Origin of the sequence: Bifidobacterium sp. MSK.13.1 (assembly GCF_019131435.1) — a bacterium.
Classification (GTDB): Bacteria; Actinomycetota; Actinomycetes; order Actinomycetales; family Bifidobacteriaceae; genus Bifidobacterium; species Bifidobacterium pseudocatenulatum.
On record NZ_JAHOMM010000002.1, the window covers coordinates 301,830 to 324,303 of the forward strand.

Below are 22,474 nucleotides of genomic sequence, written 5' to 3' on the forward strand. Positions count from 1 at the left end.
CAAAATCGCAACTTGTCCACTATATGACAGAGGAAAGACTATGACTGCTGTTGAAGCAACGCCCATAACCAAGGAAGAACAAAGCAAGCCGTTGACACTTCGTGTCGGAGCGGAACTTGTGGGAAGCTTCATCATTTGCTTCGCGATTTATGCGATCTGCTCGCTTGGTTCCGCGGTGTATGGCATTAACATGGCGTTCATCGCCCTGTTGACGGGCATCGTATACGCCGCCGTCACCGTAATCTTCGGTTCCATTTCCGGAGCACAGTTCAATCCGGCCGTATCCGTCGCCGCCATGCTCACTGGCAAAACCCACGTGCTTGATGGCATTCTGTACATCATTGCCCAAGTGCTCGGCGGTATCGGCGCGGGTGCCGCTATCCGGTTCCTTCTGCCGACTTCCGAGCAGGTGACATTCAAGATCTGGATGACACCAACGGTCAACGGTTTCGATAAGAATTCCGTCTCCTACTCCACCCTCGGCAATTATGGAGTGACCCTCGGCATCACTCTGGCCATCGCCGTTGAAGTCGTCGCAGGTATCATTATCGTTGCCTCCGCACTGCGCACCACGGACGGACACGGCGAGTCCAAAACAAACCACGCCGTTGCCATGGGCCTTGCCTACGGCATCGGCACCGCTATCACCTATCCGGTGACCGGAGCCGCACTGAATCCGGCACGTGCCACGGGCATTGCCATTTTCGCACAGAATCAAGGACTGAATGAAGAGCCGCTGCAACAGCTGTGGGTCTTCTGGATTTGCCCTGTTCTTGCCGCTGCAGTTGTTGCTCTCGTCGTCATCGTCGCCGGCATGATTGGTACGAAGAAGAACGTGCCGGATACTGTCGAGACAATCGATGAGGTCGAAGGCAATACCGTTCTTGGCGAAGCGTCAGTTGCCGACGGGAACGATGGTGAGCAGGATGAACAGTCCTACGCCCAAGCCAATGCCGATGAAAGCGTCGAAAGCAACTGACCGAACCTTCCATGGACTGCGCTCACGCAATGCCAGTCTGACCAGTCCAGTCGCTATGGCCGTCACCGCAATCGCAGCGGTGGCGGCTTTTGTATATCCTGCGACCGCAAGCACCGTCGCAACAATCACTACCGCGGCGACGATCCATTCGAACCACGGTTTGCCCTCATGATCTTCGGAAACGTAAGGATGGCTCATTCCGGGGCCTTTCATCTTGCTTGCTGTACAACAACCGTAATCATAATAAAACGTGGCGTCCGAAACCAATACGGAATCGGACGCCACGTTGACCAATACCCTCACATGAGAGGCGGCGTATCAGTGGAAGAAGTGACGGGTGCCGGTCACATACATGGTGACGCCGGCCTTACGAGCCGCTTCGAACACTTCCTCGTCGCGAATGGAACCGCCCGGCTGAACGATAGCCTTAACGCCTGCATTGATGAGAATTTCCGCACCATCCGCGAATGGGAAGAACGCGTCGGATGCAGCGACAGCGCCCTTGGTGCGGTTTGCGCCATCAGCCAGCGTGTTGGCGCGTTCGACGGACAGGTTCGCGGAATCGACACGATTCACCTGACCCATGCCAATGCCAACAGTGGCCTGATCGTGGGCGATCAGGATAGCGTTCGACTTGACACAGCGGATGGCCCGCCAAGCGAAAACCAGATCCTTGACGGTCTGCTCATCAGCAGGCTCGCCGGAAACCAGTTTCCAAGCGTTCGGATCGTCGCCCGGAGCATCGATAAGATCCGTGGACTGCACCAACAGACCGCCGTCGATCTGACGGAACTGCGTCTTGGACTTCGGCGGCTCGGAAACCTTCAGAATGCGTAGGTTCTTTTTCTTGGTCTGCAGCAGTTCGAGAGCGTCGGCATCATAGTCGGGAGCAACAATCACCTCGGTGAAAATCGGGCGGACGCTTTCCGCCATTTCCATGGTGACCTTGCTGTTCGCGGCGATCACACCGCCATAGGCGCTCATCGGATCACAGGCATGTGCCTTCTTGTGCGCTTCCGCAACAGTGGCGCCAACGGCGAGGCCGCACGGATTGTTGTGCTTGACCACGGCGACGGCAATCTGGGGAGCAAAATCCCATACGGCACGCCAAGCAGCATCAGCATCAACATAGTTGTTGTAGCTCATCGGCTTGCCACCGAGCTGTTCGGCATGCGCGAAACCATCCTGGTTCAGCGGATCCAGATACAGCGCGGCCTGCTGGTGGGGATTCTCACCGTAACGCAGCACGTGGGCACGGTCCCAAGTACGAGTGAATGCGGCCGGGAACTTGGTCTCATTCACTTCCGGCTCGTCTTCGGCGGTTGGCTGCTCAACGGTCAAAGGCTTCGGCCAGTGCTTTGCAGTCCACTCGTTAATGGTGGCATCGTAGGCGGCAGTATGGGCGAACGCCTTGCCGGCCAGCCAACGACGTTCTTCGAGAGAGAAGCCCTCTCCGTTTTCGATGCGCGCAGCTACCAGTGCGTAATCGTTCGGATCGGTGATGATGGCCACAGTGGCGCTGTTCTTGGCCGCACCGCGAACCATGGACGGACCACCGATGTCGATCTTCTCGATGGTGGCAGCCTCATCCGCGCCAGAACGAACCGTATCGGCGAATGGATACAGGTTGACGACCACCAGATCGAACGGCTTGATGCCGAACTTTTCCAGCTGTGCCGCGTGGTCCTCATTGGTCATGTCAGCGAGAATGCCCGCGTGGATATGCGGGTCGAGGGTTTTGACGCGACCGTCAAGGCACTCCGGAAAGCCGGTTACTTCCGAGACTTCCGTCACCTTGACGCCAAGTTCCGCAAGACGCTTCGCAGTGGAACCAGTGGAAACCACTTCAGTGCCGGCCTTGATGAACGCTTCGGCAAGAACCTCGATGCCTTCCTTATGGAAGACCGATACCAGAGCTCGCCGTATCGGTCGATTCGTTGTTGTCACCCTGATCCTCCTTGTTATTGATGGTTGAGGTCACTGTGCGGGCCGCATTGGCGACCTCACGATTATCTGATTCAAGAGCCGCAGTGGACGCACCACTCCTGCTCTCGCGGACACGCTTTACTATCCAGCGTATTCCAAAAAACATGGATACGGCCACCAAAGTCAGCAGCCATGACGAAAACAGTCCCACGGCAGTAGGCTGTCCAATCTTACGGGTCGATGAAATCACGTCGACGCCGATGTGCGCAAGATGTTTTGAGCCCAACGCTCCACTGGAGATGGCAAAAAGCAGACTCGAACATACCGATACAACGGTGCAGGAAATGCAGAACGCTCCCGCTGGATAGGCAAAGCCAAGCACTACCCTCTTGACATCAATCTGCTGATCGGAGTTGCCTACTCTGATATGAAAGCCCTTGTTGAACAGCATGACCACCATGCCCGCGGCACAAGCTAAAGCCAAAGGAACGCACATCAACGCGATCCGAATCCAATTCGTTTCAATCGCTTGAGGAAGCAAACCGAATATCGGCAGAGACGGCAATGCCGACCCCTGACCGCTCCACATGGTGAATTCCGCTAGATCGCCAATCGAAAAACCGGCCCCGAATACCCAGGAAATAGCCCAAATCGCGATATTTGGAATCCAAGCGATCATGGCGATCGTGGTGAGGATGCGAGAACCGTTCTGCATTCCCGATAGCTCATACAACTTCACCATGGCCGACTGGTTGCTGAATGCCCAGTACAAGACCACAATCAGTCCAATGACCAGATAGACCGTGATCAACAGCACACCCAAGGCAACACCAATGGTGACGGTTTTACGGACCGGAGACGAAACATGCTCGCTGATCCAATCCAAATCTCGTTTGGTCAGTGGTGATTCGGGAATCGCGGCAATGGCATAGCCAAGTACAAAGACGATCGCTGTTTTCACAGCAACCACGCCCGTCGTATCAACGAGTTTGATGTCAAGGCTATTGGCGAAGAACACATTGATCAACACCCAGCCTATGGTTCCTGCCACGCATCCGGACAGACTCGTTCCGACGCGTTTGGCGAGCGATGCGATAAGAGCGATCAGCAAAACCGTAAGCAGCAACGGCATAATCGTCAAAGTGATGGATCCGGTTTTGAAACCGTTCCCTTGGCTGAGAAGCACAACCGCCTCGGTCAAGGAAACAGAGAAGGCGGAGAGATTGTCGCCGCCTTCTTCCATGGAAATAACCAGAAGCATCAGCGCAATGTAGCAGCCTAGGGCACCGGCATAGACGACCATGGACAATGCCGCCACGGCAAGCCCCTTCAACCAATACTTCAGGTTCGCCATCATATCGACTTGGAAGCGAGCACCTCGCGCATGATTTCAGCGGTCTGCCCCGGAGTGCGTCCGACACGAATACCCACGGCTTCGAGCGCTTCCTTCTTATCTTGCGCAGTTCCCTTGCCTCCGGAAACGATGGCACCAGCGTGGCCCATCTGCTTGCCTTCCGGCGCGGTGAAGCCTGCAATATAGGCGACAACCGGCTTGGTCATATGCTCGGATGCCCACTTGGCCGCATCCTGTTCGGCACTACCGCCGATTTCACCGATCATCACGACAGCCTTGGTGGCATCATCGTTTTCGAACGCCTCAAGCGCCTCCTGCAACGTAGTGCCGACGATAGGGTCGCCGCCAGCACCCAAACATGCGGTAAAACCAATGTCAGACAACTCTCCCATCAGTTGATAGGTGAGCGTACCGGACTTAGACACCAAACCCAAAGGTCCACGGGAGACGATGCCGTCCGGAATAATGCCAAGATTGCAACCATTCACACCTTCCGTAGAAGGCAGGGTAAGCAGACCAGGGCAGTTCGGACCGACAATACGCACATCCTTGCGCAATGCGAGTTCAACAAAGTACGCGCTATCGGCAACAGGAATGCCTTCGGTGATGACAACAATCAGCTTGATGCCGGCTTCAATGGCTTCGACCACGGCATCCTTGGCGAAACGCGGCGGCACGAACACGACGCTCGCTTGGGCGCCGGTGACTTCCACGGCTTCGGCGCAATTGCCGAACACACGCAACGTAACATCCTCGCCGTCTTTGGCCGCGGGGAAATTGACTTCCTGGCCGGCCTTGCGGGCGTTGACGCCGCCGACGATATTGGTGCCGGCCTTCAGCATGCGGGCGGTATGGGTCATGCCCTGATGTCCGGTCATACCCTGCACGATGACAGGTGCGCCATCCTCAATGAAAAGCGTCATTTCAGCGAACCTCCTTGCCATTGGCCGCAAGACGCGCGGCCTGCTGTGCGGCTTCTTCCATGGTCTGTGCAACATGCAGATTGACACGATCGGCCTGAGCCAGAATATGTAGACCTTCTGCCGCCGCGTTGCCGTCGAAACGGACTACCAGAGGCTTGGAACTGCCAAGCTTGTCAAGGGCTTCCAGAATGCCCTTGGCAACTTGCTCGCAGGATGTGATGCCACCGTACACGTTGATCAACACCGATTCGACTTGCGGGTCGGACAGCACGATCTCCAAACTGCCGCACATCACTTCGGCGGACGCACCACCACCGATATCAAGGAAGTTTGCCGGTTTGACATTGGTGCCCTGATCTTCTCCAGCTCCGGAAACCGCGTCAAGTGAGCTCATCACCAAACCAGCACCGTTGCCAATGACACCGACGGAACCCTGAAGGTGCACATAGTGCAGACCATGCTCTCGCGCCTTCTGCTCAAACGGATCCACATGCACTGGGTCAGAGAAGCGCTTCCAGCCATCATGACGGAACGCAGCATTGTCATCTAAAGAAATCTTGGCGTCCAGGGCGCACAATGTCTTGGAAGACTCGTCATCCGGATCGCCGATCTTGGCAAGCGGATTGATTTCCACAAGCGTGGCGTCGTTCTCTTTGAAGCACTGCCACATCTTCAGCAGAATCTGTGCTGCCTGGTTGACGTCGGCATGATAGAAGCCAATGCTTTCCGCCATCTTGGTCGCAGCCTCGATATCGAAATCCTCCAGAGCGTCGATATGCAGACGCTTCACAGATTCCGGGTGTTCCTTGGCGATCTCCTCGACCTCGGTTCCACCATTCGCAGTAGCGAGCACGTCAAAATCGCGAGACGAACGGTCCACGGAAATAGAGACATAATACTCGTGAAGAATGTTCTTTGCCTCGGCCACCAACACGCCGCTGACCTTGTGCTTGTGAATGGTCATCGGCAGGATGTCTTCGGATGCAAGAATGGCCTCATCACGATTCTTCGCCAGCTTGACGCCACCAGCCTGACCGCGGTGGCCAATCTTCACCTGAGCCTTAATCACGTTGGGGTAGCCAATCTGCTCGGCAGCCTCAGCCACTTCGTGAGAGTTCTGCGCGAACACTGCCTTAGGCGTTGGAATACCCTGCTCTTCAAGCAGTTCCCTAGCCTGGTACTCATAGAGATCCATGGATTCTTTTCCCTTGATGCTATTGGTTATTTACGAAGAATGTACTTAACTCACGCAGGCATGGTGATCAGTGAACTTGTCGGGCAGTCTCCCAGCGATGCCATGCCACCAATGCCGACAAGCTCCATGACGAAGCTGAAACCTGCCACCGTGCCGCCACACTTTTCGATCAACGAAGCAGCCGCACGCGCTGTTCCTCCAGTGGCAATCAGATCATCAACGACAAGCACACGAGATCCCTCATGCACGATATTCGTCTCGATTTCGACGGTGGCCTGCCCATATTCAAGGTCATAGCTTTCGCTAACGGTTTCCGGAGGAAGCTTGCCAGCCTTGCGCACTGCGATGAAGCCCTTGCCCAGGCGCGCTGCCAACGCAGGACCAAAAAGGAATCCGCGGGCTTCCAAACCTGCGATGATATCGAATTCATCGGCAGCGACCGGCAACGCGGCTTCGAGTGCGTCAAGTAGCAATCCGAAGGCACGCGCATCTGCCAGAACAGGCATGAAATCACGAAAAAGAATACCTTCCTTGGGGAATCCCGGAATGGTGCGAATCTTTGAAACAAGGTACTCGGCGTTTTCGTTTCCAATCTTGCTAAGACCGGAAACGGTAATATCCGACGATGCCATGACTGTATTGTCCTTCTTTTGTAGTGCTACGGCACTTTGCATTATAGGTTTCCGTCAGGAATAAAATCGGCGAAAACCTCAAAAATGAGATTTTCGCCGATGCCTTAATGAGCTTGTCAGCTGTTCTTCTGCTCGGTCTCAGTCTGCGCCGCTTCGATTTCGCCTTCAATCGGCTCCTGAGCAGCCTGATCTTCGTCTGTAGAATCGGTGGAAAGAGGATTACCGTTTTCATCGACCTCATCGTCGTGTACGTACGCAGGACGCACGTATTCGCGGCTGATGGCGTTGAAACCGAAACGAATCTGAGAGCCTTCGGAATCGATGACGATCTCCTCGTATTCGGTATCGACGGAAACAACCTTGCCGATCACACCACCAATGGTGATGACCTCAGTGCCCGGCTGCAGGTTGGCACGGAAATCCTGACGCTCGGCCTGCTGCTGCTTAGCCTTCTTGGACTGCCAGAACATCATGCCAAACATGACGACAATGATGACGATAAGAAACATGTAATCCAAAGCACAACTCCTTGGGATGGACGCTCGAACAGGACTCTATGTCCAGAACACCGAGTCTAAGCTAGCTTGCTGACATCAACCTGAGATTCGTCAGAAGTCAAGCCGAGATGATCCCATGCCTTGCGCGTCGCCACACGCCCTTTTGGGGTGCGCACAAGGAATCCTTCTCGGACCAGATACGGCTCGCACACCGTTTCCACGGTCTCCGATTCCTCACCGACCATGGCCGACAGGTTGTTCAGACCGACCGGACCGCCGTTGAAATTGGTGACAATGGCTTTCAATACCGCAATATCCAAACGATCCAAGCCCTCGGTATCAATCTGGTACAGTGCCAACGCCTCCTTGACATCGTCCGGATGCACAGTTTCTAAATCGTGCACAATGGCCCAATCCCTTACGCGGCGAAGCAATCGGTTGGCGATACGCGGCGTGCCCCTTGAACGCATGGCAAGCTGATGGGCCGCTCCCTCTTCGAGACTGATGCCCAGCACCGAAGAGGATCGTTCGATGAGCTTTTCAAGCTCCTCATGCGGATAAAAGTCAAGATGCGCGGTAAAACCAAAACGAGCCCTCAACGGTGATGGCAGCATGCCTTCGCGAGTGGTGGCGCCAATCACCGTGAATCTCGGCAAAGTAAGGGGAATGGAGGAAGCACCCGGCCCCTTGCCCACCATCACATCAACACGGAAATCCTCCATGGCGATATACAGCAGCTCCTCGGCCGCCCGTGGAAGGCGGTGGATCTCGTCGATGAACAGCACCTCCCCTGCGTCAAGGGAGCTTAGAATCGAGGCCAAATCACCAGCATGCTGGATAGCAGGTCCGGAAGTGACTCGAATCGGCACTCCAAGCTCGTTGGCTACAATCATGGCCAACGTGGTTTTCCCCAAGCCCGGAGGCCCCGCCAGCAGGATGTGGTCAGGGGGAACGTCACGTTTACGGGCAGCATCCAAAAACAGCTGCAATTGCGCCTTGAGTCTTGGCTGTCCAATAAAACCATCGAGGACGTGAGGACGCAGTTCCTCATCGCTTACCGGCTCGTTGCCGACAGGCGACGCGGAAACCATGCGAAGCGATTCCTCATTGGCACCGGTATTCGACTGTTCGAATGCGACGTCGTTCGTCATGATGATGCGTTTCACCTACCTCGGTCAAGAGAAGCCAATGCAAGTTTGAGCACGCGGGGCACATCATCGTCCCTCAATGGAACATTGATATGATTGCTCTCGCAGACTGTCTGCACGGCATGCAAGGCATCCTGCTGACGCCACCCTAGTGACATCAGACCTTCCACGACCTGTTCCGAACCGGCATCTTCCGCAGAACGAACCTCTTTGGAAGCCCCCTCGATCTGACTGAGATCGATGGACCCCTTGAGTTCGAGAATAATCTTCTGCGCACCCTTCTTGCCTAGACCAGGCGCCTTCGCCAGCGCGGTGGCATCCCCGTCCGCCACAGCTTTCGCCAAACGTTCCGGAGGCAACGTCGAAAGCAAGGAAAGCGCGACTTTCGGACCAATTCCGCTGACCTTCTGTAATTGCAAAAACATGCGTTTCGAAGCAAGCGAGGAAAACCCATACAATGTAATCGCATCCTGCGAAACATTCAATGACGTGTATACCTTCACCGTCTGCCCAGCGTGCATGGACGCCAAATCCGCCGAAGGCATACGGGTCTCATATCCCACTCCCCCGACCTCAATAATCGCCGAAGCGGCGTCAATGAAATCGACCTGGCCATGCAACATGCCTATCATGCCGTCACCTCCCGCATACAACTGTAGAACATCTGTTCGATAGTCTACATTCCCCTACGGACGCCGCGTTGTCGCGCCGCCTTCTGTGAGGCCAGAGCCCATTGACGCTGTGCATCGGTCAAGTGTTGTTCACGCTCTCCCCCCTGTAACGCGCCTGCGGGGCGAAGCGCATGACAAATCGCTATAGCCAACGCATCGGCGGCATCGGCGGGCTTAGGCAAGGTATTGAGCCCCAGAATACGGGCGACCATGCGTTCCATCTGAATCTTTTCGGCCTTGCCGTTGCCGGTAATCGCCATTTTTGATTCAGTGGGCGTATGCAAGGCGACGGGAATGCCCCTCTGGGCCGCAGCCAGCATGGCCAGTCCGGCGGCCTGTGCAGTCCCCAGTACGGTGTTGCGATTCTCCTGTGCAAACACACGCTCGATGGACACCGTATCCGGTGCGAACCGTTCGATCTTTTCCACCAAACCGTTATAGATGGCTAACAGACGTAAGTCCTGCGACATTTTCGGATCGGAACGTACCACGTCCACATGAATAAAAGAAAGCCGGCGGTATGCGCCGGCTTCGATCACGCCGACCCCGCAGCGAGTCAGCCCGGGGTCGACGCCAAGAATAATCACGCTTGATTACTCCTCGTCAAGCTGAGCCATGACCTCGTCAGAGGCGGTCCAGTTGGAGTAGATGTTCTGCACGTCGTCCAGATCATCGAGGTTGTCGATCAGCTTGGACACCTTCTGGGCATCTTCGAGAGTCAATTCGACCTCGTTCTTCGGCATCATGACCAGATCAGCGGAATCATAATCGAATCCAGCGTCCTGAAGGGCCTTACGAACGTCGATCATCTCGGACGGACCGGTGACGACAGTGAACACGTCGCCGTCGTCCGTAACATCTTCAGCGCCAGCTTCTGCGGCCTTCTCAAACAGATCATCAAAATCGACGCCCTCGGCCGGAACGATGATCTGGCCCTTGCGCTCGAAGTTGAAGCTCACGGAACCGGAGGTAGCCAAAGAGCCATTGCCCTTGGTCAGGGTGGAACGCACTTCGGCGGCCGCACGGTTACGGTTATCGGTAAGGCATTCAATGATCAGACCGACGCCTGCGGGAGCGTAACCCTCATAGACGATATCTTCATAGTTGGCACCGCCGGCTTCTTCACCAGAGCCACGCTTAACTGCGCGCTTGATGTTATCGGCAGGCATGGAAGCCTTCTTGGCCTTGTAGATGGCGTCGTACAGGGACGGGTTGCCGTCAGGATCGCCACCACCCATACGTGCTGCGATCTCGATGTTCTTGATCAGCTTGGCGAACAGCTTGCCACGCTTTGCGTCGATGGCGGCCTTCTTGTGCTTGGTGGTCGCCCACTTGGAATGACCTGACATAATGCTCCTAGGCAGGTTGCGGATGTTTCAAACGAAACGATTCTAAAGCGGTTCTAAGACAAAGCGCCCGACATACGTATGTCAGGCGCGTCAACGGCCGTTTCATGCAGCCGGTTCACAACTGATACGTCTTATGACCGACGGCCATCTGGCAACGAGCCTCAAGAATGCGTTGGAATACGGTAATGAGTCCCAAAACCGCAAGCAATACCATGGCGATGGCCAGCCATAACCCTTGGTGCGTGAGCCCGGTAATCGCCATGCCCACCAGAATGATGACCAATCTGTCGGCACGCGTTGCAATGCCGTTTTTCACTTCGAAACCGACGGATTCGGCACGGGCGCGCGCATACGACGTCACGAACGACGTCATCATCGACACCATGGCTGCGGCGATACCAATCCAACTAATGCAATCCGGGCTTGACCGGTTGATGTCATACCACCAATCGGCATGCAGGATGAAGAAGATGACCACTCCGGCAAGCAATGCCCAATCAGCGATACGATCCAATGTGGAATCCAAAAAAGCACCGAATTGGGTGCCTCCCGTGGTCAGTGCCGCAATTGAGCCATCCAGGGAATCGGCGAGCACCAGCAACGTCAGCACCACCGCTCCGGCGAACAACCATCCCGTAATGCCAGTGGCGAAAGCCACCACAATGGTTCCAATAGCGCCAATAACCGTCACCGCATTCGCTGTCAGGCCAAGGGATACCAGTGCCTTGGCGAATGGCTCGATAAGTCTTTTGAATGGTGCACGGAGATGTTCTAACATGCGAATTCCTGTTCTTCGGAAAGCAAAAGGGCGTGCAAGCGTCAGTATGTGATGCTTGCACGCCCCCATAATTCATAACCGTATGCGACCGAACGTGAACGAATCAGATCAGTCTGCGATGGCGGCCTTGAAATCGTCGACGTTGTTGACCTGAACGCGCTTCTTCAGCACGGTCATGATCTGCGCCTTGGCCTCATCGACCGGCACACCGTTGAGCTGGCTGCCGTCACGGAAGCGGAAGCTCACCGCGTTGTTGTTCATGTCTTCCTCGCCGACGATGAGGATGAACGGCACCTTCGACTTGGAAGCGTTACGGATCTTCTTGCCGAAACGATCATCGGACATGTCGATTTCGCAACGAACCGTCTCCTCTTCCAAGCTGGCAATGAACTGCTGCAGGTGTGGGGCGAATTCGTCGGCAACGGGCACGCCAAGCACCTGGACAGGAGCGAGCCACGCCGGGAAAGCACCGGCATAATGCTCCAGCAACACGGCGAAGAAACGCTCAATGGAGCCGAACAGTGCACGGTGAATCATCACCGGACGCTGGTGGGTGCCATCGGCAGCGATGTACTCCAAGCCGAAACGTTCCGGAAGGTTGAAGTCAAGCTGGATGGTGGACACCTGCCACGTACGGCCGATGGCATCGCGAGCCTGCACGGAGATCTTCGGACCATAGAAGGCTGCGCCGCATGGATCGTCAACCAGTTCAAGTCCGGATTCCTTGGCGACTTCAGCCAACGTATTGGTGGCCTCTTCCCAGATTTCGTCGGAGCCGACGTACTTGTGCGGATCCTTGGTGGACAGCTCCAGATAGAAGTCGTCCAAACCAAAGTCCTTCAACAGACCAAGCACGAAGGTCAGCAGGTTCTTCAGCTCGTCCTTCATCTGCTCGCGGGTGCAGTAGATGTGGGAATCGTCTTGAGTCAAGCCGCGCACACGGGTCAGACCATGCACTTCGCCGGACTTTTCGTAGCGGTACACCGTGCCGAATTCAAACAGACGCAACGGCAACTCACGGTAGGAACGCTGACGGGATTTGAAGATCAGATTGTGCATCGGGCAGTTCATCGGCTTCAGGTAGTAGTCGAAGCCCTGCTTGACGACGTTGCCGTTCTCATCCTTTTCCTCGTCCAAACGCATTGCCGGATACATGCCATCCTTGTACCAATGCAGGTGGCCGGAAGTCTCATACAGACCGCCCTTGGTGATGTGCGGAGTCTGCACGAAGCTGTAGTGGTGCTTGCGATGCATTTCGCGGGAGTAATCCTCCATCGCGTTGATCACAGCGGCGCCCTTCGGATGGAACACAGCCAAGCCCGGACCGATCTCGTCCGGGAAGGAGAACAGATCCATTTCCGCGCCGAGCTTGCGGTGGTCACGCTTGGCGGCCTCCTCAAGGCGGGTTTGATATGCCTTGAGGTCCTCCTTAGTGGCGAAAGCCGCGCCATAGATGCGCTGCAGCATCGGATTGGCTTCGCTTCCGCGCCAGTATGCGGCTGCAGAACGCTCGATCTTGAACGCCTTGATATAGCGAGTGTTCGGCAGGTGTGGTCCGCGGCACAGATCCTTCCACACCACATTGCCGTCACGGTCGACGTTGTCGTAGAAGCTCAGTTCCTTGCCGCTGATTTCGGTGGCGGCTTCTGGATCGAGGTGGGCTTCCTTGTCTTTGATGAGTTCAATCTTGTACGGCTGATCGGACTCTTCTGCCAGAGCCTCCTCTTCGGTCACCACGCGGCGGCGGAAGGACTGGGAGGACTTGATAATGCGCTGCATGCGCTTTTCGATCTCTTTAAGATCGTCAGGAGTGAACGGAGTCTCGACATCGAAATCGTAATAGAAACCGTCTTTGATGACCGGGCCGACGCCGAGCTTGGCATCAGGACGGATCTCCTGCACGGCCTGTGCCATAACGTGGGTTGCGGAGTGACGCATGATGGCCAGGCCATCTTCGCTGTCCAATGCAATCGGTTCCACGACGTCGCCGTCGTGCAGTTCGGTATACAGGTCGCGGGGTTCGCCGTTAAGACGCACTGCGATGATATTCTTGTCTTCCGCGAAGAGCTGGACGCCAGTCTGATCTGCTGCCACCTCCTTCGCTTCGCCGTTGAGTGTAATGGAGATGGTCTGTTCAGCCATGAGTTGTCCTTTGCTATCGGGGTCCGCGGTACTAATGTGCAGGCCTGGACTGTATGTCAACGATGAACAAGATAGGGTTGAGTGCAGACATCGGCACGCTGAAAGAGTGAACAGCATGCTACAGCGCGATTATATTTTAACGGATCGTATTTGATGCTATTCGACGACATGCGCGTACGTGTATTGTGGCGCGCTTCGTGTCGACGTGATCTCCACCTTATCGGATGGCACGATCGACACGGTGGCTCCGTATTTCACTTTCAAACGTGAACCGACGCCTCCAGCGAGATTGACCGCGTTCTGCAGATTGTCGCTGTCTCCAATCGCCCTGATGATGAACGGCGCCTTGATATTCGTACCGTCGCAATCGAGACCGTCCGCCGTATCGCTGATGTATGTACTGGTAATCACGCGAATATCGTTGATTTCAATGACTTCCGCGCCGCTATTGCGTAGTTCCTCAAGTAGGGTGAATAAAATCGACGCGTCAATATCTCGCTTTGATCCTTTGGAAATACGGATGACCACGCCTTCGCCGGATACTGGTAAACGCCCGGAAAGAATGCCATTCGATTCAGCGTTCTGCCTGGCGATTTCCGCTGCCTTCTCGTTCTTGTCGGCGGTATCCTTCAGAGAGTCAAGCTGATTGGATAGTTCGCTTTTACGCTGTTCGAGCTTTTGCACCTGCGTACTCGTTTCGCTAATAAGCTTGGTCAGCTCGTCCTCGCTCATCGTCTCATATGTGGAGGTCGTGTTGTTCAGCTGGATAGCGTAGCTGAAGCCCAGCAACGCGCAAAGCACGGTTACGAGCACGCTTGAATACAGGCGCGCGCGAGTGGCCTTCGCATTCAGCGAAACCCTCTTCGGTTTGCGCCTGACCACAGGAAACGATCCGGTTTGGGTGCTGTCGTTGTTTTGGTCTTTGACGATCTGCTCGTGGATCTTGGAGAGTACATCCTTGTTGGCATCGTTGCGTCTGCTCATACGCCGTCATCCCTTGAAGATGAAACGTCGGATGGATGACACATTGGTGAAGATTCGAATGCCGAGCACGACGATGACCGCAGTCTGCAGCTGGGAACCGACGCCAAGCTGGTTGCCTAGGAAAACCAACAATGTTGCCGTAATAACATTCGAGAAGAAGGAAATCACGAAGACCTTATCGGAAAAGCTACGCTGAAAATAGGCTCGGGCGGCACCGAGCAGCGCATCGAGCGCCGCCAGCACCATAATCGGCAGATACGGCTGAAGCGCAATGGGAATGTCCGGCCGGACGAACACGCCAATGACCACGCCTATGATAAGTCCCAAGACCGCTGCCATTACTTGACCTTCCTTGCATATGTCACTTCGCCGGTCACCGCCGCTTCCAGCGTAATCGATTTGCTTCTGCTCACCTGCGGATAGATACCGGCTTCTTTGAAATCATCGTACAAACGTTTTTGCGTTTTCTTGCTCACCGCATTGGCAAGCGCACTGGAATTGCCGATCGCCTCGATGCGATAGGGGCTTTGCACGGAATTGACGCCGATAAGGATCGTCGTCCCTGCCGTTCGTATGGAAGTCTGCACACCGAGACGATACCCGTTAATGGCGATCGCCTCCGCACCGGACTGCCAAAGCAGCGAGACAAGCACCTGCAGATCGGAATCCGTGACCACACGGACTTGGCTGCCGTTTTCCCTTGACAGTGACGAATCCGCGTTGTCTCCGCTCACCGATATTGGATTGGCGATGGTGAGCGTGATGCCTTCGCCTTGCACAGGAAGTACGCCATTGACCATTTCGTCATCCTGTATGGTCTGGTTCAGAGACCAGTTCGACACGGATTTCGATTCCTCCTCAACCCGGGCTCGCAGCGCGTTCACGTCTTTGGTGAGGGTTTCGACGTTTTTCGTTTGATCAGATAACTGACTTGACAGTTGCTTGCGTACTTCCTTACGTGGATCGGTACTCAGCTGTCGGACGAACACGCTTCCCGCCGTGCCTACGGCAATGCAGATAAGGAATACCAAAACCCGGGTGAACCAGACCGAAAACAATGACGGAGTTTTGGTGGCCAACCTCGAGTCCGTGTACATCACGTCCATCGGACGATTGGTCAAATCGTCAATAAGCCGCAATGAGTCATCATCCAGATTCCGCCTTCTGCGCGAAGTGGATGTCACGATATCAGGCTGCACATGATGCGAAGTCAGCCCGGCGAAGGACGCCGAGAAAACGGCGCGCCGCTTCGTAGGCGTATTCTCCGGAGACACCGGGAACGACGCACGTTCCGGAGCATCATGCATCATGTGAGTCAATCCTTATCGTTCTTCAGAAGCTGGATTCCCTGACGTATGTAAATATAGCCGGCAAGCCAGTACAATCCCACACCCCATATGCCGGTGGCGAGACCACACAAATGCAAAGTATCCGTAGCCGAATTAGACCAGATATCTGCGAAAATCAAGGCGACAATGGCAATCATCAGCATGGCGGTGCCTGCTTTTCCAACGAAATGCACCGGCAGCGGACCGTAATCACGCTGCGCCAAAACCAGTACAAGAATCGCCATGATCAAATCTCGCAATCCGACGACGATCAGCATCCACCATGGAATGATGTCAGCGACTCCAAGCGCGAGAATACTGCAGAAAATCAATAATCTGTCTGCAATAGGATCGAGGATCTGCCCGATTTTGCTCACCTGATTGAACGAGCGTGCAATCAGACCATCCAAGCCATCGGACACCGCCGACAGCGCAAGCACAATCAATGCAAGCACCATCTCATGGCGAGAGACCAATACCGAGATGAAGGGAATCGAAATGATTCGCAACAGGCTGATAAGGTTCGGAACCGTGAAATAGATATCCCGCGGTTCCGGACTGTACTGTTTTTTGATAATCAGTTTGCTCATACTTCGAGCAATATTACATTCTCGAGGCCTGCAAAGCGGTGACGATTATGCCACGAGCACCAACTTCATACAACTGGTCCATGAGTTGGTTGACCTTGGCCTTCGGCACAACGACACGCACGGCCGCCCACTGCTTGTCATGAAGCGGGGAAACCGTCGGGCTTTCGAATCCAGGCGTGATGTCCACAGCCGCGGAAACCTTCTCGACTGGAATATCGTAATCCATGAGCACGTAACGCTGAGCAGTGAGCACGCCCTGCAGACGACGGCTAAGAATCGTCAAACGATCATCATCTTCAGCAAGACGCGGGGAACGAATGAGCACAGCTTCAGAATGCAACAGCGGTTCCGCGAAAATACGCAGGCCGGCGTTACGGAGCGTGGTGCCCGTGGATACCACGTCGGCGATCAAATCAGCCACACCGAGTTGCACTGACGATTCGACGGCACCATCAAGGTGTACGGTTTCAGCGTTGATGCCATGCTCAGCCAGATAATCATGCACAAGCTTGTCGAAACTGGTGGCGACGCGCTTGCCTTCGATATCTTCGAGCTTGCTAATCGGAGAATCATTGGGGGCTGCAAAACGGAACGTTGAAGCGCCAAAGCCAAGCTCCATATGCTCCTTGGCATCCGTACCGGAGTTGAGCAGCAGATCATGACCGGTAATGCCGACGTCGATGGTGCCTCGGCCAACGTAGACAGCGATATCGAGCGGACGCAGGTAGAACAGCTCCACGTCATTGTCGGGATCCTCCACAACCAGCTGACGCGGATTGCTCCTCAGGCGATAGCCGGCCTCGGCCAGCATGTTCCATGCAGGTTCGGACAGCATGCCCTTGTTGGGCACGGCGATTCTCAGCATTTTCCCTCCCAAAAAGGCCACGCCTCCTATGGCACGGCCAAAAACTCACAGATTCTTGTAGATGTCTTCGAGTGTGATGCCTCGGTCGATCATCATGACCTGCAGATGGTAGATGAGCTGGCTCATCTCTTCCGCAGTACGATCGGCGCCTTCGTACTCAGCTGCGATCCAGGTTTCGCCCGCCTCTTCGACAATCTTCTTGCCGATGAAATGCGTGCCCTTGCCCAGTTCGTCGACAGTCAGCGAGCCAGCCTGCTTGGCTGCGGCCTTCTCGCTCAATTCAGCAAAGAGGGATTCAAAAGTCTTCATTATTCGTATCTATCCTCGAAATATTGGTAGGTTCAGGCCTTGAATGCGGCTTCAGCCTTCTCACGGATGGAATCAATGGCTTCCGCAGGATCCTCGGCACCATACACGGCGGAACCTGCGACCAGTACGTCGGCACCGGCCTCGGCTACAATGTGCGCGGTCTTCGGGCTGACACCGCCATCGACCTGAATCTTGGTGGCGAGGCCGCGACGGGTAATCTCGTCACGCAGACGACGTACCTTGGCCATCTGGTTGTCAAGGAACTTCTGGCCACCGAAGCCGGGCTCGACGGTCATGATAAGAATCATGTCGAATTCGTCGAGAATATCGAAAATCGGCTCGACAGGTTCGGCCGGACGCACCGCGAAGCAAGCCTTGCAACCCATCTCGCGCAGCTGGCGCGCCAGACGCACCGGAGCGTGGGTTGCCCCCATGTGGAAGCTTACGGATGCAGCGCCCAACTTGGCATATTCGGGTGCCCAACGATCCGGGTCCTCGATCATCAGATGCACGTCGACCGGAAGATCGGTGACTTCGCAGATACGAGCCACAATCGGCTCGCCCAAGGTCAGATTCGGAACGAAATGATGATCCATCACGTCGACGTGAACGAGATCTGCATTGGAGATGGCCTTGAGGTCGCGCTCAAGGTTGCAGAAATCAGCGGACAGGATGCTTGGTGCGATTTGAATAGTCATGGCTCTTATTCTATGAAAGGTAATCGACTTGCTGTTATTTGATGCCGGGCTGCTTGTCGGTATTCGAGACAGTTTCGGCATCGTTGGTTTTGATTTCATCAACCGTTTGCTCGGGGAAAGACACCACGGAATCCGAAGAATCCTCCGATTCACCGTTTTCAAGACGCTGCTCGATTTCGGTGACGGTACGAAGCTTCTCCGCCAACAGGTCAGTGTCTTTGCCCATTTGCTGCACGACGATGAATGACACCGCGCCGAGCACGAACACCGCCATGGAGACCCACACATTGATGCGCACGCCCAAGAATTCGTGCGCATAATCGATACGCAGGGATTCAATCCAAGTGCGTCCCAGGGTGTACCACATGATGTACACGGCAAACAGGGAACCTGCCTTGAGTTTCTTCATGGCTTTGGAACCGATGTATACGATAATCGCGGCGCCGATGAGGTTCCAGATCATCTCGTACAAGAACGTCGGATGGAACAGCGTGCCACTCGGGCATGTGGCTCCGTCATAGCACTGTTCGCTATGCCCGATGGCAGTGCCTTCCATGTTGAGTTTCAAACCCCATGGAAGCGTTGTCGGAGCGCCATACAGTTCCTGGTTGAACCAGTTGCCCAAACGCCCAACAGCCTGCGCTACCAACAGGCCCGGAGCGATGGCGTCAGCCAGCAAGGCCATTGGATAGTGCTTATGACGGCACCATGCCCATGCGGCCAGCGCTCCGAACAGCACGCCGCCCCAGATGCCAAGTCCGCCATTCCAAATGCGGAACATTTCCGCCCAGTCGCCATCCGGTCCGAAGAAACGTTCAGGCGTGGTGATGATGTGATAAAGTCGTGCGCCGATAATGCCCGCAGGCACGCTGACCAGAGTGATATCAAGCACTTGGTCGAAATTGCCACCCAACTTTTTCCAACGTGTGGTGGTTATCCATACTGCAAGGACGATTCCCATCAAAATGCACAACGCATAGATATGAATCGTTACTGGACCGATGGAAAACTGCGAAATCGTTGGCGATGGAATGTATGCAAGTGTCATGGTTTCCTGATGGTAGTCCACGCATCCGATATGGTGCGTGGACCACCGAAATCGTCAGAATGGTTTACTTTGCGACACGCGCGTTATGGACGCCGTCCGCAAGCTCTTCGGCTTTGGCGGCCAACGCCTTGAGACCCGTGGCCTCATCGACTGCGTTTTTCCCGGATTCGTCAAGCATGGTGTGCACCAATGCGGATCCGACGATGACGCCATCAGCGTATGAGCCGACTCTCGCGCCTTGTTCGGCGGTGGAAACGCCGATGCCAACGCAGACGTTCTTCGCGCCGGCATTGCGCGTGCGTGCCACCAACTCTTCCGGAGAAGCATCGATGGTGGAGCGTTCGCCAGTGACGCCCATACGGGCTGCCGCATAGACGAAGCCGCGAGCGTTGCCTGCCACGACCTTCAAACGGCTGTCGGTGGAGTCCGGGGACACGAGGAAGATTCGGTCAAGTCCATGACGGTCCGAAGCTTCGATCCATTCACCTGCCTCGTCTGGAATGAGATCCGGAGTAATCAGGCCGGCGCCACCGGCATTTTCAAAATCGCGTGCGAAACGTTCCACGCCGTAATGGTAGATGAGGTTCCAATAGCTCATCACCAGAGGGACTCCCCCGGCGTTGGCCACGGTTTCGACGGCTTTGAACACGTTCGCGATTTTCTCGCCGTTGTCAATGGCGATCTGCGAAGCCGCTTGGATGACGGGACCATCCATAACCGGATCGGAATACGGCAGACCAATCTCGACGGCATCGACGCCATGCTCAACCATGGTGCGGAATGCTTTCAACGAATAGTCAGAATCAGGGAATCCATATGGAAGATAACCGATGAATGCAGGCTTGTTCGCCGCTTTGAATTCATCGAACATGGCTTCCGTCGGACTCGGCTTATGGCTGATGCCGAGAGGCTGCCCGGACGGCGTGGTTACTGTTGCGTTCGTCATAATGGATACTCCTTCTTTCACTCGCCGTCCGCGTTATTGCCCTGGGCTCCATTGGCTTCGAGCGCTTTGGCTTGCTCGTCGGTCAGATAACCGAACCATTTGCCGGCAGTGTTCATATCCTTGTCCCCACGACCGGAAATGTTGATGATCATGACCGGATGCTCATATCCCTTGGCCTTGAGATCCTCAGCCGCCTTGTATGCGCCTGCAACGGCATGGGAACTTTCGATCGCCGGAATAATGCCTTCGGTCTCGCAGAGATCCTTGAAAGCGCTCATGGCTTCCTCATCGGTCGCCCAAGAATAATTGACACGTCCGATTTCCTTGAGCCATGCGTGCTCCGGGCCCACAGAGGCGTAGTCCAAACCAGCGGAGATGGAATACGTATCGAGGGTCTGGCCTTCGGAATTCTCAAGAAGATAGCTCTTGGCACCTTGGAACATACCCAGTTCACCGGTTCCCGGTGCGAAGCGAATGGCATGGCGTCCGGATTCCGGACCATTGCCGCCTGCCTCATAGCCGTACAGGTTCACGCGTTCGTCATCAAGGAACGCATTCATGATGCCGATGGCATTGGAACCGCCACCGACGCATGCACAAACCGCATCCGGGTGATCGATACCATACCAATCCTGAAGCTGCTGCTTAGCTTCCTCGCCGATGATCTTCTGGAAATCGCGCACCATAGCCGGGAATGGATGCGGACCGGCAACAGTGCCCAGCAGGTAGTGAGTGTCTTTTACATTGGTAACCCAGTCACGAAGAGCCTCGTTGATGGCGTCCTTAAGGATGTGATCGCCCAAGGTGACTTCCACGACTTCCGCACCAAGCATGCGCATACGTGCAACGTTCAGGGCCTGACGACGCGCATCGATTTGGCCCATGTAGATACGGCACTTCAGTCCAAGCATGGCGCACACCGTAGCGGTGGCGACACCGTGCTGACCTGCACCGGTTTCAGCAATGACCCGAGTCTTGCCCATGCGCTTGACCAGCAGGGCCTGACCGAGTGCATTGTTGATCTTGTGCGCGCCAGTGTGGTTCAAATCCTCACGCTTGAGGAACACGCGGGCGTCAAGACCAGTCTTTTCCCTCAGACGCTCGGCAAAGCGCGGCGCATCGGTCAACGGTGACGGACGACCGACATACTGCTGGTTCAATCGAGCCAGTTCCTTATGAAATTCCGGATCAGCCTTGGCTTCCTCGTAGACACGTTCAAGCTCGTCAAGCGCTGTAATCAGCGCTTCCGGCACATAGCGTCCACCGAACTGACCGAAATACGGTCCTTCATGACTTGCCAACGGGGTTTGTTCGGATGCTTTCACTCTTGCTCCTGCCTTTACTAGTCGCTCCACAGCCTGTTCATGGTTGGATGCGGTTGCGACACCTTCGCCAACCAGCACCGCGTCGGCTCCGGCGCGGGCATAATCCTCAAGTTCCACCGATCCGAACACTCCAGATTCCGCTACGCGGATCACATCGTCCGGCAAATCGGCGGCAAGCTCGTTGTATTTGTTCACATCGACCTTGAGATCCTTGAGATTTCGTGCATTGATGCCGATGACTCGCGCTCCGGCATTGATCGCGCGCTGAATCTCCTCGCGAGTGTGCGTTTCGACCAGCACCGTCATATTGAGGCTATGCGCCAGTTCAAGCAAAGACTTGAGCTTGTCGTCATCCAACGCGGCAACAATCAGCAGCACCAAATCGGCGCCATGCGCCCGTGCCTCCCAAATCTGGTATTCCGTGACAATGAAATCCTTGCGCAACACTGGAATTTTCACGGCTGCACGGACCTTATCGAAATCATCAAGCGATCCAAGGAATCGACGACCTTCGGTCAGCACGGAAATCGCGCTGGCACCTCCTTTTTCGTATTCCCTGGCCAATGCGGCAGGATCAGGAATGTCGCTAAGGTGCCCTTTCGATGGCGAAGCCCTTTTAATCTCCGCGATCACCGGAATGCCATCCGCTTTTTTCAGCCACTGTCGCGCATCAATAGGGGCCGGCGCTTCGAATGTCTGACGCTTCACCTCATCAAGGGAAATGTTCTGTTCACGTGCTCGTTGGTCTTCGACAGCTCCCGCCACCAGTTCATCGAGTACAGACATG

General features: G+C 55.3%; 24 protein-coding genes. 1 reads left to right on the forward strand and 23 read right to left on the reverse strand.

Going from position 1 to position 22,474, the window contains the following annotated elements; genetic code table 11:
* Positions 1-40: 40 nt before the first annotated feature.
* Entirely contained in the window at positions 41-979 is a 939-nt protein-coding gene (locus tag KSY55_RS04110; protein WP_065434648.1) for an MIP/aquaporin family protein, read from the forward strand.
* Here KSY55_RS04110 and KSY55_RS04115 read toward each other — a convergent pair.
* The 23 genes from KSY55_RS04115 to KSY55_RS04225 form a co-directional block, all read right to left on the reverse strand.
* Positions 896-1,177: a hypothetical protein gene (locus KSY55_RS04115; RefSeq protein ID WP_022244809.1), complete on the reverse strand. Its 282-nt coding sequence runs from the start codon at positions 1,175-1,177 to the stop codon at positions 896-898. The genes KSY55_RS04110 and KSY55_RS04115 overlap by 84 nt on opposite strands.
* A 120-nt stretch (positions 1,178-1,297) precedes the next feature.
* Positions 1,298-2,926, reverse strand: a complete 1,629-nt coding sequence (gene purH, locus KSY55_RS04120) for a bifunctional phosphoribosylaminoimidazolecarboxamide formyltransferase/IMP cyclohydrolase (protein WP_022244810.1) — start codon at positions 2,924-2,926, stop codon at positions 1,298-1,300.
* Positions 2,874-4,262, reverse strand: coding sequence for a DUF6350 family protein (locus tag KSY55_RS04125; protein WP_004222174.1), 1,389 nt, complete (start codon positions 4,260-4,262; stop codon positions 2,874-2,876). The genes purH and KSY55_RS04125 overlap by 53 nt, the downstream gene beginning before the upstream one ends.
* The gene (gene sucD, locus KSY55_RS04130; RefSeq protein WP_022244812.1) at positions 4,259-5,182 is read right to left on the reverse strand and encodes a succinate--CoA ligase subunit alpha; all 924 of its coding nucleotides are present in this window, start codon (positions 5,180-5,182) and stop codon (positions 4,259-4,261) included. Before sucD ends, KSY55_RS04125 begins: the two co-directional genes overlap by 4 nt.
* Before the next feature lies 1 nt (position 5,183).
* Positions 5,184-6,377 carry an ADP-forming succinate--CoA ligase subunit beta gene (gene sucC, locus KSY55_RS04135; RefSeq protein ID WP_117649180.1) on the reverse strand — a complete coding sequence of 398 codons (1,194 nt, stop codon included), beginning with the start codon at positions 6,375-6,377 and terminating at the stop codon, positions 5,184-5,186.
* Positions 6,378-6,427: 50 nt separating this feature from the next.
* Positions 6,428-7,009 (reverse strand): adenine phosphoribosyltransferase, encoded by a 582-nt coding sequence (locus tag KSY55_RS04140; protein WP_022244813.1) that lies wholly within the window; start codon positions 7,007-7,009, stop codon positions 6,428-6,430.
* Positions 7,010-7,125: 116 nt separating this feature from the next.
* Entirely contained in the window at positions 7,126-7,518 is a 393-nt protein-coding gene (gene yajC / locus KSY55_RS04145) for a preprotein translocase subunit YajC (protein WP_004222184.1), read from the reverse strand.
* A 65-nt stretch (positions 7,519-7,583) separates the two neighbouring features.
* Complete coding sequence (gene ruvB / locus KSY55_RS04150) at positions 7,584-8,657, reverse strand: Holliday junction branch migration DNA helicase RuvB (protein WP_022244815.1); 1,074 nt, start codon at positions 8,655-8,657, stop codon at positions 7,584-7,586.
* Between the two features lie 11 nt (positions 8,658-8,668).
* The gene (gene ruvA, locus KSY55_RS04155) at positions 8,669-9,286 is read right to left on the reverse strand and encodes a Holliday junction branch migration protein RuvA (RefSeq protein WP_004222187.1); all 618 of its coding nucleotides are present in this window, start codon (positions 9,284-9,286) and stop codon (positions 8,669-8,671) included.
* A gap of 44 nt (positions 9,287-9,330) precedes the next feature.
* A complete protein-coding gene (ruvC, locus tag KSY55_RS04160; protein WP_022244816.1) occupies positions 9,331-9,912 on the reverse strand; it encodes a crossover junction endodeoxyribonuclease RuvC in 582 nt (193 codons plus the stop codon).
* A gap of 6 nt (positions 9,913-9,918) precedes the next feature.
* Entirely contained in the window at positions 9,919-10,674 is a 756-nt protein-coding gene (locus KSY55_RS04165; protein WP_004222191.1) for a YebC/PmpR family DNA-binding transcriptional regulator, read from the reverse strand.
* Positions 10,675-10,789: 115 nt separating this feature from the next.
* Positions 10,790-11,452, reverse strand: a complete 663-nt coding sequence (gene pgsA / locus KSY55_RS04170; RefSeq protein ID WP_004222193.1) for a phosphatidylinositol phosphate synthase — start codon at positions 11,450-11,452, stop codon at positions 10,790-10,792.
* A gap of 108 nt (positions 11,453-11,560) precedes the next feature.
* Complete coding sequence (gene thrS, locus KSY55_RS04175; RefSeq protein WP_004222196.1) at positions 11,561-13,594, reverse strand: threonine--tRNA ligase; 2,034 nt, start codon at positions 13,592-13,594, stop codon at positions 11,561-11,563.
* Between the two features lie 156 nt (positions 13,595-13,750).
* Entirely contained in the window at positions 13,751-14,578 is an 828-nt protein-coding gene (locus tag KSY55_RS04180; protein ID WP_004222198.1) for a DUF881 domain-containing protein, read from the reverse strand.
* A gap of 6 nt (positions 14,579-14,584) precedes the next feature.
* Positions 14,585-14,917, reverse strand: a complete 333-nt coding sequence (locus KSY55_RS04185; RefSeq protein ID WP_004222200.1) for a small basic family protein — start codon at positions 14,915-14,917, stop codon at positions 14,585-14,587.
* The gene (locus tag KSY55_RS04190) at positions 14,917-15,888 is read right to left on the reverse strand and encodes a DUF881 domain-containing protein (RefSeq protein WP_117611969.1); all 972 of its coding nucleotides are present in this window, start codon (positions 15,886-15,888) and stop codon (positions 14,917-14,919) included. The genes KSY55_RS04185 and KSY55_RS04190 overlap by 1 nt, the downstream gene beginning before the upstream one ends.
* A gap of 5 nt (positions 15,889-15,893) precedes the next feature.
* Positions 15,894-16,496 (reverse strand): CDP-alcohol phosphatidyltransferase family protein, encoded by a 603-nt coding sequence (locus tag KSY55_RS04195; RefSeq protein WP_055063422.1) that lies wholly within the window; start codon positions 16,494-16,496, stop codon positions 15,894-15,896.
* Positions 16,497-16,509: 13 nt separating this feature from the next.
* Positions 16,510-17,361 carry an ATP phosphoribosyltransferase gene (gene hisG / locus KSY55_RS04200; RefSeq protein ID WP_004222211.1) on the reverse strand — a complete coding sequence of 284 codons (852 nt, stop codon included), beginning with the start codon at positions 17,359-17,361 and terminating at the stop codon, positions 16,510-16,512.
* Positions 17,362-17,406: 45 nt separating this feature from the next.
* Positions 17,407-17,670 (reverse strand): phosphoribosyl-ATP diphosphatase, encoded by a 264-nt coding sequence (locus tag KSY55_RS04205; RefSeq protein ID WP_004222214.1) that lies wholly within the window; start codon positions 17,668-17,670, stop codon positions 17,407-17,409.
* A 32-nt stretch (positions 17,671-17,702) separates the two neighbouring features.
* Complete coding sequence (gene rpe / locus KSY55_RS04210; protein WP_022244817.1) at positions 17,703-18,368, reverse strand: ribulose-phosphate 3-epimerase; 666 nt, start codon at positions 18,366-18,368, stop codon at positions 17,703-17,705.
* Between the two features lie 34 nt (positions 18,369-18,402).
* A complete protein-coding gene (lgt, locus tag KSY55_RS04215) occupies positions 18,403-19,416 on the reverse strand; it encodes a prolipoprotein diacylglyceryl transferase (protein WP_022244818.1) in 1,014 nt (337 codons plus the stop codon).
* 64 nt (positions 19,417-19,480) lie between these two features.
* Positions 19,481-20,362, reverse strand: coding sequence for a tryptophan synthase subunit alpha (trpA, locus tag KSY55_RS04220; protein ID WP_065437794.1), 882 nt, complete (start codon positions 20,360-20,362; stop codon positions 19,481-19,483).
* 17 nt (positions 20,363-20,379) lie between these two features.
* Complete coding sequence (locus KSY55_RS04225; RefSeq protein ID WP_004222232.1) at positions 20,380-22,473, reverse strand: bifunctional indole-3-glycerol phosphate synthase/tryptophan synthase subunit beta; 2,094 nt, start codon at positions 22,471-22,473, stop codon at positions 20,380-20,382.
* Position 22,474: the final 1 nt, after the last annotated feature.